Genomic DNA, 13,948 nt, shown 5'->3' with positions numbered 1-13,948 from the left:
CCTCGGACGCGGCGTTTCCGCTGGTGGGAACGGGTTTGTTACCTCCTGGCAGCCTCATCGGTCATCATGACCGGGGGCGCGCCACACGCCGCTTTCTCGTGGCTCTGGAGACCTGGGAACATGGCTACAGCTCAACTCGACAGCACCGTTGCACCACATGTCCTGCTGGCTGATGTCGCGGCCGCCTTGGCGGCCGAGGGCGACATTGTGCGCAAGTGCATGCAGGTGCTCGACCATATCACGCGGGCGACAGGCGCGGGGGAATGCAGCTTGTGGTTAGTCACTCCACAAGGCCTCGTCGCGGCGGCGCGGGCGGGCACGATGTCCACCCCCGCCGCAGAACTGGCGCCCTTGCTGGAAGGGGGCGACGCGGAGATGGGGCCGTTGATGGTCCGCCGTCTCGCGGCCACCGGTCGTCGGCTGGGCGCCCTTGTCCTACGCATGGAGGGGGGCGTGCCGACCGACGTGGGGACGGCCTTCACGGCAGTCGCCAACATGCTGGCGCCGGCCCTCGCGTGGGCAGAGCAGTCCCGCGCGTTTGTGGCCGAAGCGGACAAGCGGGCGCGCCAACTCGACGAGGAACGACGGTTGATTCACCAGGTCGTCGACTCGTTGCCCGTGTCGCTCTACGTCGTGGACCGGGACTATCGCATCACGGTCTGGAATCGCAAGCGAGAGGCGGGATCCCAGGGGGTGAGTCGCGACCAGGCCTTGGGGAAGACCCTGTTCGAGATCCTGCACCGCGCGCCAGCTGAGAAGCTCCGTCGCGAGTTGGACGACGTGTTCCAGAGCGGCCGGATGCAGCAGTTCACCATGGAGTCACGCGCGACGGGGGAGCCCCGATCGTATCGGATCACCAAGATCCCGATGCAGGCCGCGGACGGCGAGCCGTTTTCGCACATCATCACCATTGGCGAGGACGTCACGGACGTCACGGCGACCAGTGAGCGGATCTCGCGCACGGAGCAGTTGGCCGTGCTCGGCCAGCTCGCCACCGGGGTGATGGCCGATGTCTCTCCGCCCCTGCAGTCCGTCTCGGAGGCCGCGGAGACCCTCGTACAGAGCCTGGATGAGTTGGCGCGTGATGGCGCCACCGTCCCTGATCATGCGACCGAGGCCGCTCGGACCGCGGTGCGTGAGATCGGACGCTGTCGCGCCATGATTGGCAGCCTGCTGGATCTCTCCCATACCGGCGACGGCGAACGAGTCCCCATGGAGGTCGGTCCAGTCGTCGAGCAGGCCCTGGCCGTGCTCCGCCCGCTCCCGGCGTTCGGCGCCCTCACGACGCAGGTGTTCGTGGACGCGGATGTCCCCAAGGTGCTGGGCGCGAGCGCGCACCTCCGACAGGTCCTGATTGCCCTGCTGCAAAACGCGGCCGAGGCCATGGAGACGTCGGGGACCGTGACCATTCGCGTGCGCGCCGGTCAGGCCGCGCACGAAGCGGTCATCGTCGAGGTCATCGATGAAGGTCGAGGCATCGCGCGCGGCGAACTCCGGCACATCTTCGAGCCGTTTTATACCACCAAGGGACCGGGACGTGGCACCGGCCTCGGGCTGTCCATCTGCCACTCCATCATCGCACGCCACAACGGGCGCATCGAAGTCGATAGCGCCGTGGGCGCCGGGTCCACCTTCCGCATCCTCCTCCCGGGAGCACCAATCCCATGACCGACTTGCACTCCACCGGGGCCTCCCCCTTCCTCACCGAATCGCGTTTCGACGCCCCCGCCGAAGAGAAGCTGGTGGCCAATGTGCCGACGCTCGAGGAACTCGAACGCGTCCACATTCGCTACGTGCTCGAGCGGGTGCGCTGGCACCAGGGTCGCGCCGCGGCCGTTCTTGGGATATCGTCCAAGACGCTGTACCGGAAGATTCGCCAGTACGGCTTCAAGCGACCCCACGTCACCGCCCCACTAGATAGATGAAAGTCCTGGTCATCGAGGACGACCCCACCGTCGGCAACTTCATCAAGCGAGGTCTTGAAGAGCAGCGGTGGGGAGTGTCCCTGGTGACCGATGGGGAGGCGGGTGAACGCGCGGCGCTGGACGAGCCGTTCGATGTGGTGATCCTCGACATGCGCCTCCCCGGCAAGAGCGGCCTCGACGTTCTCTCGACCTTGCGGGCCAAGGGGTTTGAGCGGCCCGTACTCGTGCTCACGGCGCAGGACGCCGTGGACGCCAAGGTGATGACACTCCGGGCGGGCGCCGACGACTACGTCACCAAGCCGTTTGCCTTTGAAGAGGTGCTCGCCCGGGTCGAAGCCCTCGCGCGACGCCCGCGGGCCCTCGCGAGCCCTGTCCTCCACATCGAGGACCTCGAGGTCAATCGAGATACCCGAGAAGTCACGCGAGCTGGCGAGGCTATCGAGTTGACGCCAAAGGAGTTCGCCGTTCTAGAGTATCTGATGCGTCACGCGGGGCGAGTCATGAGCCGTACGCTGATCACCGAGTACGCCTGGGGGTATCACTTCGACCCGGGGACGAACATCGTCGACGTGGTGATCAATCACCTCCGCAAGAAGATCGACGCGAAGCACCCCCGGAAGCTCATCACAACGGTCCGGGGAGTTGGCTACGTTGTGAAGTAGTGTGGTGGTCTCCGACAGGCCGGTCGTGCGCCGTCCGCCCGCTGCTCCATCGCCTCAGCCATCGCCGTGTCCTCGATCCGCACCCGAGTCGCCAATCGATTCGCCGCCTTGCTCCTGGTGGCGGTTGCGGCCTTTGCGACGACGGTCTGGGTGGCGCGCCTCACGGGCGTGTACAGCGACCTGGAGCGGATTGCTCGGCAGCGCGCGGATGTGGTGCTGCAGCTGGTGCGCAATGCCGGAAGCCAGAACTTCCAACTCGACGGCCAAGGACGCATTGTCGCGCCCGTCGGTGTCCTGAAGAACTTCCTCGACGCGCAGCCCGGGTACCTCAGGGTGTACGGCCCCGATGGGCGCGAGATCTACCGGTCGGCGTCCATCGGCGTGTTGCAGGCGTTCCGGGACGGGGAGGAGCCTGCCGATGTCTCGCCCTTCGATGTCGGCACCCTGCTGTCCGCGGCAGACGCCGCGCGTGCCGGGTTGAGGTCGGAGCGTTTCACCCGCCGTGGAGACGAGGGGATACTCGTCGGTGTGCAGGACTTGCGGCGCTTCACCGCCGTCGTGGGGGTCTCTCGCGCCGAGCTGCCCCTCGCTTGGCAGGAGATCCTCGGGAGCGCCCTGATCATCGTGCCCTTCGTGATCCTGCTGGCCTTCTGGGGCGCCCGGGTCCTGGCCGGGAATGTGTTGGAGCCCGTGGATCGGATCCGGCAGGAGGTGGAGGCCATCACCGACGGGCGCAGCCTGCATCGACGTGTGGCCGTGGATGTCGCCGGTTCGCGCGATGACGAGATGTCGAGACTCACGACCACGCTCAATGCGATGATCGGGCGGCTGGAGACGTCATTCGCCGGACTTCGCCGGTTCACTGCGGACGCCAGTCACGAGCTCAAGACGCCACTGACGGTCCTTCGGGCCGACGTGGAGCGTGCCATGAGCGCGTCCACCAGCGCGAACGACCAGGCGGTGGCGCTGGAAGAGGCGTTGCAGGAAACGGCTCGCATGGCGGCCCTGGTCGACTCCCTGCTGACCCTCGCGCGGGCCGACGAGGGTCGCTTTGACCTGCACCGGGAGCCCGTCGACCTCCGCGAGATCGCACAGGAGGTGTACGAGACGGCGGTGATCCTCGGGGAGCCTAACGAGTTGTCGGTCACGATGCCGCGGGCCGATGAGGTCACGGTGCTCGGTGACCGACTGCGGCTGCGACAACTCTTCCTGAACCTCGCGGAGAATGCGACGAAGTACACGCCGCGGAACGGGAAAGTGCAGCTTGCGCTTGAGCGGGAAGGGGAGACCGCCCAGTTCATCGTCAAGGACACTGGGATTGGGATCTCCGCGGCCGATCTTCCGCACGTGTTCGAGCGATTCTGGCGCGCCGATCGCGCCCGCAGCCGCGTGACGGAACGCGGGGGGAACGGGCTTGGGCTCGCCATTTGCCATTGGATCGCGCAGGCCCATGGCGGGGAGCTGACCGTGCAGTCGCGTCTGCACCGAGGGAGCGTGTTCACGGCGACCCTGCCGGTGGCGCCCGACGGCGCACCGGCGGCGGGCACCGACGGGGCGGGAGGGGCGCCGGCGCCGGGAGCACTCCCCACCGTGGCAACAACCGCTGAATCCGCCACGCAGTAGCCGATTCGTAACTCGGCCCTAATCGAAAATTAATCGACCGAATATTCCGCCCTCATGCACGAGCGGTAGAATCTTGGCGCGCCCCAGAACTCCCTGTCCCCTTGAGACGAGGTCTCGCCCGACGATGCCAATGTTCGCGAATCTGGTGGAGTCGAAGCGGAAGAAGCAGCGGAGTGTGGGTGGCACGATGGCCTCATTCGTTCTTCACGCCGGCATGATTTCCTTCGCGGTGTACGCGACGGCTCAGGCGGCGGTGGAGTTCGAGAAGCCCAAGCAGGAGAAGGTGGAGTTCATGGAAGTGAAGAAAGATGAACCCCCTCCTCCCAAGGATGAGCCGCCGCCACCCCCACCCGATGTTGTCGCCGCTCCGCCCCCACCCAAAGGCTTCCAGATCCTGACCGCCCCGGTTGAAATCCCGGATGTGCTCCCGGATATCGACCTGTCAAAGAAGATGACTGACGAAGCGGACTTCTCCGGCCGTGGTGTTGCCGGTGGGCGCGCGACGGGTGTGGAAGGTGGCAAGCCGGCTCCGCTGGTGAAGGACGACCAGCCGTTCTTCGAGTTCCAGGTGGAGAAGCCCGTGCAGGCCCTGCCGGGGAGCGCCGCTCCGCGGTATCCGGATATCCTGCGTCAGGCTGGCGTGGAAGGTGAAGTGCTGGCGCAGTTCGTCGTGGATACGACGGGGCGCGCCGAGATGGCCTCGTACAAGGTGCTGAAGGCGTCCCATGACCTCTTTGGTACTGCGGTAAAGAACGCCCTGCCCGGCATGCGGTTCATCCCGGCCGAGGTTGGGGGACGTAAGGTCCGTCAGCTCGTGCAGCAGCCATTCTCGTTCGGCATCGCCAAGTGACGTGGTGCGACGTCACGGCGAATGCCGGGAGCCACGTCGACCGTAAACCCTATCTCCACCGCGGAGTTTCTGTCGTATGAATATCAATCTGCAGGACATCTACCAGCACACCCCGTTCTTCGGGAAGTTCTTGTGGGCGGTCATGGCCTTCATGTCGGTCTGGTCGCTCTCGACCGCCATGGGCAAGCTCTGGAGCCTGCGCAAGGCGCAGAAGGAAACCGTGAAGTTCGCTCCGGAGTTCTCGCAGTTCCTGGAAGAAGACAACCTCGGCGAAGCCATCAAGCTCGCCGAAGGGTACAAGAAGTCGCACGTCGCTCGCGTGCTCGGCGGTGCCCTTGCTGAAGTCAAGCCGCTGATCATGGACGGCTCGGTGACGGTCGCTGACATCAATACGGCAGAGCGGGCGGTCGAGCGTGAAATGCTGATGGAGATGGTGTCCCTCAAGCGCGGTCTGGCCATTCTCGCGACGGTGGGTTCGACCTCGCCGTTCGTTGGTCTGCTCGGCACGGTGTTCGGGATCATCAACGCCTTCACGGGCATGGCCACCTCCGGCGGCGCTGGTATCGCCGCGATCTCGGCCGGTATCGCCGAGGCGCTCATCGCGACGGGCTTCGGTCTCATCGTCGCCATCCCGGCCGTGTGGTTCTACAACTACTTCACGACCAAGATCGACAACCTCTCGGCGGAAATGACCTACACGTCGAAGGAAATGATCGACTACCTCATCAAGGGTGTCTCGGGTGAGTTCGGCCGCTCGCGCTTCACCCGCGAGTTCAACACGCAGGCGCAGGGACCGTCCGCGATCTCGCAGTAGTCCCTCCTCGCTAAACCGGAGAATCCCATGGGTATGTCAGTCGGCGGCGGGTCCGGCGTAAAGGCCGAACCCAATGTCGTGCCCATGATCGACGTCATGCTGGTGTTGCTCATCATCTTCATGGTGGTCACACCAGCCATCACCTCGGGCTTTACCGCGGTTGCCCCGGAAGGGATCAACCTCAAGGCTCACCCCGAGGAAGAACTCGATCAGGTGCTCGGCATCGACGCCAGCGGCAAGTATTACATGAACAAGAAGTCGATCGACATGTTCACGGAGCCTGGGGCCGACCAGAACGAAAAGATCGGCAACGTGCTGCGTGCGATCTACGACAAGCGAACCGTCGACAAGATCCTGTACATCAAGGCCCACAAGGAGCTTGAATACGGCAAGATCCTCGACGCCATGGACATCGCGTCCAAGGCGGGCGTCCGCGTGGTCGGCGCCGTGTCCGACCAGCGACCAGGCACGACGTCCTCGGTCGAAGGCGATAACCCTCAAGACGTCAAGAGATAGGGAGGCCATCGACCATGGGAATGAGTACAGGTGGTGGCGGCGGGCTCACCAATGAGCCCAACGTCGTCCCGATGATCGACGTCATGCTCGTGCTCCTCATCATCTTCATGGTGATGCAGCCGACCGTGCGTCGCGCCGTGGACCTGCAGTTGCCCGACCCGAATCCGTCGATCGCCCCGGCGAACGCGGTCTCGGACCAGATCGTGATGGAGATCCTCCCGAACGACCAGTACGCGATCAACAAGGAAAACGTCCCCAAGGACGCCCTGGCCGCGCGCATCAAGTCGATCTATGACCCGCGCCCGGAAAAGATCATGTTCGTGAAGGGTGATCCCACCGTGAAGTACCAGAACGTCATCTGGGCCATGGATCAGGCCCGTGGAAATGGCGTGAAGGTGCTGGGCGTAACGCCAAAAGAAGCCGCGCCAGCCAAGTAAGGGACGGCGCGTCCGGTTCAAAGCCAACGGCGGCCCCGGTTCGGGGGCCGCCGTTGGCTTTTCGTGCCATGAACCCTTTCCCCTTCAGGGTCGTATAACTTTGCGCATGACTCAGCCGCGCCCGTGACTCTTCGGCGATCCACCTTCGTCCCTGATCCGACCCCGCCCAGCGACCCTCAACCGGGGCGCCGGTCGTATCGGCCTCCGCTCGGCATTCCGGACCGCGAGCGGAACCGCCGTGAGGCGACCGTTGCGTCTCTCGCCCTCCACATTCTGCTGATCGTCCTCGTCATCGCGCCGCCTCTTTGGCTCGCCGAGTCGATCAATGCCACCCAGCAGCAGGGGCCGCGGGGTGATGGACGGGCCGGTGGCGGCGGCGGGGGAAACCGCGGCACAGGCGGCGAGCCGACCCGGGAGTCGCTGCGCTACTTCTCCATTCCGGAGCCGCCGGCCGCAGCAACGGTTCAACCCCTCCCGGTGGAAGTCCCGAAGCCGGAGGTTCCGCCGCCTGAGCCTCCGAAGCCGGAGCCGGAGCCGCAGCCGGCTGCACCGCCACCGCCGGTCGCAGCCGACACCTCAAAGGGGACGGCTTCGCAGTCCGCGAGTGTGCAGCCGGGTACGGGAGGCGGCACTGGGAAGGATGGCACCGCGGGGACCGGTCCAGGGTCCGGCGGGGGCGTTGGCTCCGGTGTGGGCACGGGCCGTGGGTCAGGCACCGGTTCAGGCACTGGCAATGGCAACGACGACGACGAGGTTTTTCCACCGACCGTGGTGGCCCTCCCCATCCTGCCACTACCCGTCCCTGGAAAAGTCCGGCCGTACAAGATGGTTGCCTACTTCGAGGTGGATACGCTGGGCAACGCCCGGTTGCTCGCCTTCAATCCCTCGAACGACGGTGGGTACAATCGACGAGTCCGGGAGATGCTCTCCGAGATCCGATTTCGTCCCGCGGTGCGGGGGAATGGCCGCGCGGTGCTGGATACGGCCATCGTGACGGCCGAGGCGCCCCGCACGTAAGTCCAATTCCCGCTTGTGTCTGGCCAGTCACGGGCGTGGCGAGTATCTTTTCGCCGCCCGGGCTCAGCCCTTTCTCGCACAGGTGAGGGAGTGCAGTCCCAGGCATGACGAGCGGGCGGCCCCACTGCCCGCTCGCTGCGTATGCGGGGTCGCGTCTGTCGAGTGTCGTTCGCGCGACCCAGGCCCCCAATTCCCTGCCTGGAGAACGTGTAATGCCGATTCGCTCGTCTCACCGCTGGCTGAGGGCGCTGTCCCTCGGGTTGGCGCTCATGGTCGGCTCCGCACCAGTAGCGGCGCAGATCCCTGATCCTGTCGCCGCCACGGTGGCGGCAGCTCCGGCCGCGGTCCAAGCCGGACCGGTGCAGCATCAACCCGGTGGCGAAGCCAACCTGAAGGTCCCTGATCTCTCGACGGCCACCTTCTTCGGTGGAACGAATGGTCGCACGCTCCTGATGAGCGGGATCCTGGTCTCCGTGTTCGGCCTCCTCTTCGGGCTCTGGATCTACAGCCAGCTCAAGGCGATGCCGGTGCACCGCTCGATGCTCGAGGTGTCCGAGCTGATCTATGCGACCTGCCGGACGTACCTGGAGACCCAAGGCAAGTTCATCATGGTGCTCTGGTTGTTTATCGGGGCGATCGTGGCGGTGTATTTCGGCGCGCTGGCGCCCTCGGTGGACCCGGTGACGGGAGCCGAGGTTCGCGGGTTTCCGATCTCCAAGGTCCTCATCATCCTCTTCTTCTCGCTTGTCGGTATCGCGGGTTCGTACGGGGTGGCGTGGTTCGGCATTCGCGTGAACACCTTCGCCAATTCGCGCACGTCGTTCGCGGCGCTGCGGGGCAAGCCGTTTCCGTGTTATGCGATCCCGCTCAAGGCCGGCATGTCGATTGGGATGATGCTGATCTCAGTCGAGCTGCTTCTGATGCTCTTCATCCTCCTGTTCGTGCCGGGAGACTACGCGGGCGCTTGCTTCATCGGCTTCGCGATCGGTGAGTCGCTCGGTGCCGCGGCACTGCGTATCGCCGGCGGTATCTTCACGAAGATCGCCGACATCGGCTCCGATCTCATGAAGATCGTCTTCAAGATCAAGGAAGACGACGCCCGGAACCCTGGCGTCATCGCGGACTGCACGGGTGACAACGCCGGTGACTCCGTCGGCCCGTCGGCCGACGGCTTCGAGACCTACGGCGTGACCGGCGTCGCGCTGATCTCCTTCATCCTCCTCGCGGTGACGAGCCCCGCGGTGCAGGTGGAGTTGCTGGTCTGGATCTTCATGATGCGCGTGTTCATGGTCATTGCCTCGGGCCTGTCGTACTTCATCAACGAAGCGATGGCCAAGAGCCAGTACGAGAACGCGTCGAAGATGAACTTCGAGGCGCCGCTGACCCGCCTGGTGTGGCTGACGTCGATCATCTCGGTGGTCATCACGTTTGTCGCGTCGAAGTTCCTGATCGGCAACATCGGCGGTGACCCGACCCTGTGGTGGAAGCTCTCGGCGATCATCACCTGCGGCACGCTCGCAGGCGCGATCATCCCGGAGTTCGTGAAGGTCTTCACGTCGACCGAGTCCGGCCACGTGCGCGAAGTGGTCGCGTCGTCTCGCGAGGGCGGGGCATCGCTGAACATTCTGTCCGGCCTGGTGGCCGGTAACTTCTCGGCCTACTGGCTGGGCATCGCGATCATGCTGTTGATGGCGATCTCGTACTGGGTGTCGATGCAGGGGCTCGGCGATCTGATGCTGGCGCCCGCCGTCTTCGCGTTCGGCCTCGTGGCGTTCGGCTTCCTTGGGATGGGTCCGGTCACCATCGCCGTCGACTCCTACGGTCCGGTGACGGACAACGCCCAATCGGTGTACGAGCTCTCGACGATCGAGAACATCCCCGGAATCGAGGCGGAGATCAAGAAGGACTTCGGCTTCGACCCGAAGTTCGAGGAAGCCAAGCAGCATCTTGAGGAGAACGACGGCGCCGGCAACACCTTCAAGGCGACGGCGAAGCCCGTGTTGATCGGAACGGCCGTCGTTGGCGCGACGACCATGATTTTCTCGATCGTTGTGTCGCTCACGCAGGGCCTGCAGCCGGAGTTCGTCACCAAGTTGTCGCTCCTGCACCCGCCGTTCCTGCTCGGCCTGATCACCGGTGGCGCGATCATCTATTGGTTCACGGGCGCGTCCATGCAGGCCGTGACCACGGGCGCGTACCGCGCGGTGGAGTTCATCAAGGCGAACATCAAGCTGGAAGGGGTCGAGAAGGCCTCGGTGGAAGATTCCAAGAAGGTGGTGGAGATCTGCACCGTGTACGCCCAGCGCGGCATGTTCAACATCTTCCTCGGCGTCTTCTTCAGCACGCTCGCCTTCGCCTTTGTCGAACCGTACTTCTTCATCGGCTACCTCGTCTCGATCGCCCTGTTCGGGTTGTACCAGGCCGTGTTCATGGCCAACGCCGGCGGTGCCTGGGACAACGCCAAGAAGCTCGTGGAGACCGAGTTGAAGATGAAGGGCACCCCGCTGCACGATGCCACGGTGGTCGGTGACACCGTCGGCGATCCGTTCAAGGACACGTCGTCGGTGGCGCTGAACCCGGTCATCAAGTTCACGACGCTGTTTGGATTGCTCGCGGTGGAACTCGCGGTGAGCCTCACGGCGCAGCAGGGGACGGGGCTCACGCACGGCCTCGCGGCACTGTTCCTCGTGATCAGCATGTACTTCGTCTACCGTTCGTTCTACGGGATGCGCATCCAGAGCGAAGGCGCGAGGACGCACGCGTAGTCGCTGACGCTGCACCGTAGCACCAGGCGCCGGGCTCTCGAAGGTCGAGGGCCCGGCGTCCTGCATTTCGTCCCATCGCCTCGGTTGCGTCTTGCGCTCCCTCGCCGGCAAGGGTACGCTCGCGTCTGTCGTCTGCCGCTCCCCTCACCTGATTCCCCTTGGCTCATTCCATCTTCGCGCGAAAGTCCGTCGCCGACTGTGAAGCCGACGTCACCCACGGTACTGGGCTCAAGCGCTCTCTCACCAAGTGGCACCTGACGGCGCTTGGCGTGGGCGCCACCATTGGTGCCGGCATCTTTGCCACGACCGGCACGGCCATCGTGGGGGACGCGGCTCGGCCCGGAGCGGGGCCAGCGATCATCTTCTCCTTCCTGCTCACCGCGGTGGCGTGCGGGTTCGCCGCGTTGTGTTACGCCGAGTTCGCGGCGATGGTCCCGATCGCCGGGTCGGCGTACACGTACTCGTATGCTTCGTTAGGCGAATTCGTCGCCTGGATCATCGGGTGGGACCTGATTGTCGAATACGCGGTGGGAAATATCGGCGTCGCCATCGGCTGGTCGGGGCACTTCCGCGAGCTGATATCCCACCTCGGCCTGAGTATGCCGGCGTGGCTGAGCACGGACTATCGCAGCGCACACGATGCGTTCAACGCCGTGGCGGCCGGGGCGACGGATGCCCCCACGCAATTCCTGGCCTCTGCCTGGACCGGTGCGCCGCATCTTGGCAGCCTGCCGCTGATCGTGAACCTGCCTGCGGCCCTGGTCGTGTTCACGATGACGATCATCCTCGTCCGTGGCGTCCGTGAGTCGGCGAACTTCAATAACGCGATGGTGATCCTCAAGGTCGGGATCATCCTGTTCTTCATCGCGGTGGGCACCTTCCTGATCAACCCCTCCAACTGGACCAACCCGGTCGACGGTGGATTCGCCCCGAACGGGTTCGCCGGCGTCTCCGCGGCAGCGGCGATCATCTTTTTCGCTTACATCGGGTTCGACGCGGTGTCCACGGCAGCAGAGGAGGCGGAGAACCCGGCCCGCGACATGCCGTTCGGGATCATCATGTCGCTTATCATCTGCACGGTGCTTTACATCATCCTCTCGGCTGTGCTCACGGGGATGGCGCCGTGGAAGCAGCTCGGGACGCCGGAGCCCATGATCACCGCGCTCCAGTTCGCGAACGGCCCGCCGGTGTTGCTTAACGCGTCACGGTTCATCATCGCCCTTGGTGCCGTCATCGCGATGGGATCCGTGCTGCTGGTCTTCCAGATGGGCCAACCGCGCATCTTCTTCTCGATGGCGCGGGATGGGTTGCTGCCGCCGCTCATGGCCAAGGTGCACCCGCGCTTCCGGACGCCCTGGGTCGGGACGATCATCACGGGCACCTTCGTGGCGACGTTCGCCGCCTTCGCGAACATCGCGGAGGTGGTCGACCTCACGAACATCGGCACCCTGTTCGCGTTCGTGCTGGTGTCGATCGGTGTCATCGTCCTGCGCATCCGGGAGCCAGATCGCCACCGGCCGTTCCGCGTTCCGGGGGCGCCGTTCACACCGCTGATCTCGGTGGCCGCCTGCCTGTACCTGATGATGCAGTTGCCGAGAGTGACCTGGATCCGTTTCGGGATCTGGCTCGCGGTCGGGCTCGTGGTGTACTTCCTCTACGGCTACCGACACTCGGTGCTGCGCACCGGTCGGCGGGTGGTCGTGGACAAGCTTCCGTAAGCAGGGGGCCCGCCATGCACGAGGCCGAGGAAGTCGAGATCCTCGCGGTCACTGACGGCGCGTTGCTCGACGACGCTCGTGCCCTCGTGCTTGCGTATGGGGAATGGGTTCGCGGGTTTCCCGGGTACGAGACGGCACTGGATGCCCAGGGGTTTGCCGGCGAGATCGAGCATTTCCCCGGTGACTTCGCGCCGCCGGACGGACGGCTGTTCGTGGCGCTCGTGAATGGGCTCGCGGGCGGCACCGCGTCGTTGCGGACCCTCGAGCCTGGGGTGGGCGAGTTGAAGCGGCTGTTCGTGGCCCCTGGGTATCGCGGCATGTCCCTTGGGAACCGGCTGCTCGAAGCCGTCCTCGATGAGGCCCGACGGATGGGGATGGTGCGACTCCGCCTCGACACCTTGCCCTTCATGCACTCAGCCGTGCGACAGTACCGCCGGCATGGGTTTGTCGAACGGGCACCCTACGGCGCGGTGCACCTTCCCGGAGGACGCTATTTCGAGTTGGAGCTGGACGGGGAAGAGCAGGCGCCGGTCCTCGAGACCTTTCGGCGTGGTTATGCAGAGGCCTTCGAGCGCCTCAATCGCGCATGGTTGGAGGAGTTCTTTCGCGTAGAGCCGAAGGATGAAGCGGTCTTCCGCGACGTCCAGGGGCAGGTGATCGCTCCGGGCGGGGAGATCTTCTTCATCCGGGTCGGCGCGCAGCTGGTCGGCTCGTGCGCGGTGATGCGACACGGCCCGGGAGTCTACGAACTGTCCAAGATGGCCGTCGATCCGGCGTGGCGCGGCCGCGGATTCGGGGAGTGGCTGGTGCGGTCCGTGATCGAATTTGCGCGCGCACAGCAGGCGACTCGACTCTACCTGCTGTCGGACGAGGTGTTGCGTGATGCCCTGCGGCTCTACGAGCGCACCGGGTTCCGGCGTGTGCCGTTCCCCGGGGCGACGGGGTATCAGCGCGGGGACGTCATGATGGAGTTCCCGCTTTGACGCGCGCGCGCTCCTGGAGGATGGCGACAATCCCGGGAATGATCGACACGATGATGATGCCGAGGATCACCAGCGAGAAGTTGTCCTTCACGATCGGCAGGTTCCCGAAGAAGTAGCCGGACAGCAGCATCGACGAGACCCAGGTGATGCCGCCGGTCACGTTCCACATCGCGAAGCGTGCGTATGACATCGTGCCCGCGCCGGCGACAAACGGTGCAAACGTGCGGATGATCGGGACAAAGCGCGCGAGGAAGATCGTCTTGCCGCCGTGGCGCGTGAAGAATTCGTGGGTCTGGTCGATATGCGCCTTCTTCACGAACGGCAGCTTGCCAGCGGCCGCCCGACTTCCAAAGATCGTCCCGGTCCAGTAGTTGACGGCGTCACCGGCGATGGCGCACACGATCAGCAGGCCGAGCAGCAACCAGACGTTCATGGTGCCGGTCGCGGCGGCCAGGGCGCCGGTGGCAAAGAGCAGGGAATCGCCCGGGAGGAACGGCGTCACCACGAGGCCGGTCTCGGCGAAGATGATCAGGGCCAGCACGACGTACGTCCATGGCCCCGCCCACGCGACCAGTGCCGCCAGGTGTGTGTCGAGGTGCAGGACGTAGTCGATGGCGGTCTGCAGAAATTCCATGGAG

The 13,948-nt window shown here is 65.0% G+C and carries 13 protein-coding genes; 12 read left to right on the top strand and 1 reads right to left on the bottom strand.

Annotation, left to right across the window (positions count from 1 at the left end; translation table 11 throughout):
- Positions 1–120: 120 nt before the first annotated feature.
- The 12 genes from IPK85_19470 (at position 121) to IPK85_19415 (ending at position 13,310) form a co-directional block, all read left to right on the top strand.
- Positions 121–1,668 (top strand): PAS domain-containing protein, encoded by a 1,548-nt coding sequence (locus IPK85_19470; protein ID MBK8249553.1) that lies wholly within the window; start codon positions 121–123, stop codon positions 1,666–1,668.
- A complete protein-coding gene (locus IPK85_19465; protein ID MBK8249552.1) occupies positions 1,665–1,925 on the top strand; it encodes a hypothetical protein in 261 nt (86 codons plus the stop codon). Before IPK85_19470 ends, IPK85_19465 begins: the two co-directional genes overlap by 4 nt.
- Positions 1,922–2,587 carry a response regulator transcription factor gene (locus IPK85_19460; GenBank protein MBK8249551.1) on the top strand — a complete coding sequence of 222 codons (666 nt, stop codon included), beginning with the start codon at positions 1,922–1,924 and terminating at the stop codon, positions 2,585–2,587. The genes IPK85_19465 and IPK85_19460 overlap by 4 nt, the downstream gene beginning before the upstream one ends.
- Positions 2,588–2,653: 66 nt before the next feature.
- Complete coding sequence (locus IPK85_19455; GenBank protein ID MBK8249550.1) at positions 2,654–4,210, top strand: HAMP domain-containing protein; 1,557 nt, start codon at positions 2,654–2,656, stop codon at positions 4,208–4,210.
- 130 nt (positions 4,211–4,340) lie between these two features.
- Positions 4,341–5,060, top strand: coding sequence for an energy transducer TonB (locus IPK85_19450; protein MBK8249549.1), 720 nt, complete (start codon positions 4,341–4,343; stop codon positions 5,058–5,060).
- A 76-nt stretch (positions 5,061–5,136) separates the two neighbouring features.
- A complete protein-coding gene (locus IPK85_19445; protein ID MBK8249548.1) occupies positions 5,137–5,874 on the top strand; it encodes a MotA/TolQ/ExbB proton channel family protein in 738 nt (245 codons plus the stop codon).
- 27 nt (positions 5,875–5,901) lie between these two features.
- A complete protein-coding gene (locus IPK85_19440) occupies positions 5,902–6,390 on the top strand; it encodes a biopolymer transporter ExbD (GenBank protein ID MBK8249547.1) in 489 nt (162 codons plus the stop codon).
- 14 nt (positions 6,391–6,404) lie between these two features.
- Positions 6,405–6,827 carry a biopolymer transporter ExbD gene (locus IPK85_19435; GenBank protein MBK8249546.1) on the top strand — a complete coding sequence of 141 codons (423 nt, stop codon included), beginning with the start codon at positions 6,405–6,407 and terminating at the stop codon, positions 6,825–6,827.
- A gap of 123 nt (positions 6,828–6,950) precedes the next feature.
- A complete protein-coding gene (locus tag IPK85_19430; GenBank protein MBK8249545.1) occupies positions 6,951–7,844 on the top strand; it encodes a hypothetical protein in 894 nt (297 codons plus the stop codon).
- 212 nt (positions 7,845–8,056) lie between these two features.
- Positions 8,057–10,609 carry a sodium-translocating pyrophosphatase gene (locus tag IPK85_19425; GenBank protein ID MBK8249544.1) on the top strand — a complete coding sequence of 851 codons (2,553 nt, stop codon included), beginning with the start codon at positions 8,057–8,059 and terminating at the stop codon, positions 10,607–10,609.
- Positions 10,610–10,767: 158 nt separating this feature from the next.
- Positions 10,768–12,327: an amino acid permease gene (locus IPK85_19420; protein MBK8249543.1), complete on the top strand. Its 1,560-nt coding sequence runs from the start codon at positions 10,768–10,770 to the stop codon at positions 12,325–12,327.
- A 14-nt stretch (positions 12,328–12,341) separates the two neighbouring features.
- A complete protein-coding gene (locus IPK85_19415; GenBank protein MBK8249542.1) occupies positions 12,342–13,310 on the top strand; it encodes a GNAT family N-acetyltransferase in 969 nt (322 codons plus the stop codon).
- On the opposite strand, the gene IPK85_19410 is transcribed toward IPK85_19415, so the two are convergent.
- Positions 13,288–13,944, bottom strand: a complete 657-nt coding sequence (locus IPK85_19410; protein ID MBK8249541.1) for a DedA family protein — start codon at positions 13,942–13,944, stop codon at positions 13,288–13,290. The genes IPK85_19415 and IPK85_19410 overlap by 23 nt on opposite strands.
- Positions 13,945–13,948: the final 4 nt, after the last annotated feature.

It is taken from the genome of Gemmatimonadota bacterium (genome assembly GCA_016712265.1).
Taxonomy (GTDB): Bacteria; Gemmatimonadota; Gemmatimonadetes; order Gemmatimonadales; family Gemmatimonadaceae; genus RBC101.
This window is presented reverse-complemented; position numbering and strand designations above follow the sequence as displayed.

Bases quoted from the DNA above. Each gene is read 5' to 3' on its own strand.
- IPK85_19410 (MBK8249541.1), bottom strand. From the start codon at position 13,944: ATGGAATTTCTGCAGACCGCCATCGACTACGTCCTGCACCTCGACACA.
- IPK85_19450 (MBK8249549.1), top strand. From the start codon at position 4,341: ATGTTCGCGAATCTGGTGGAGTCGAAGCGGAAGAAGCAGCGGAGTGTG.
- IPK85_19470 (MBK8249553.1), top strand. From the start codon at position 121: ATGGCTACAGCTCAACTCGACAGCACCGTTGCACCACATGTCCTGCTG.
- IPK85_19445 (MBK8249548.1), top strand. From the start codon at position 5,137: ATGAATATCAATCTGCAGGACATCTACCAGCACACCCCGTTCTTCGGG.
- IPK85_19440 (MBK8249547.1), top strand. From the start codon at position 5,902: ATGGGTATGTCAGTCGGCGGCGGGTCCGGCGTAAAGGCCGAACCCAAT.
- IPK85_19425 (MBK8249544.1), top strand. From the start codon at position 8,057: ATGCCGATTCGCTCGTCTCACCGCTGGCTGAGGGCGCTGTCCCTCGGG.
- IPK85_19465 (MBK8249552.1), top strand. From the start codon at position 1,665: ATGACCGACTTGCACTCCACCGGGGCCTCCCCCTTCCTCACCGAATCG.
- IPK85_19415 (MBK8249542.1), top strand. From the start codon at position 12,342: ATGCACGAGGCCGAGGAAGTCGAGATCCTCGCGGTCACTGACGGCGCG.
- IPK85_19435 (MBK8249546.1), top strand. From the start codon at position 6,405: ATGGGAATGAGTACAGGTGGTGGCGGCGGGCTCACCAATGAGCCCAAC.
- IPK85_19460 (MBK8249551.1), top strand. From the start codon at position 1,922: ATGAAAGTCCTGGTCATCGAGGACGACCCCACCGTCGGCAACTTCATC.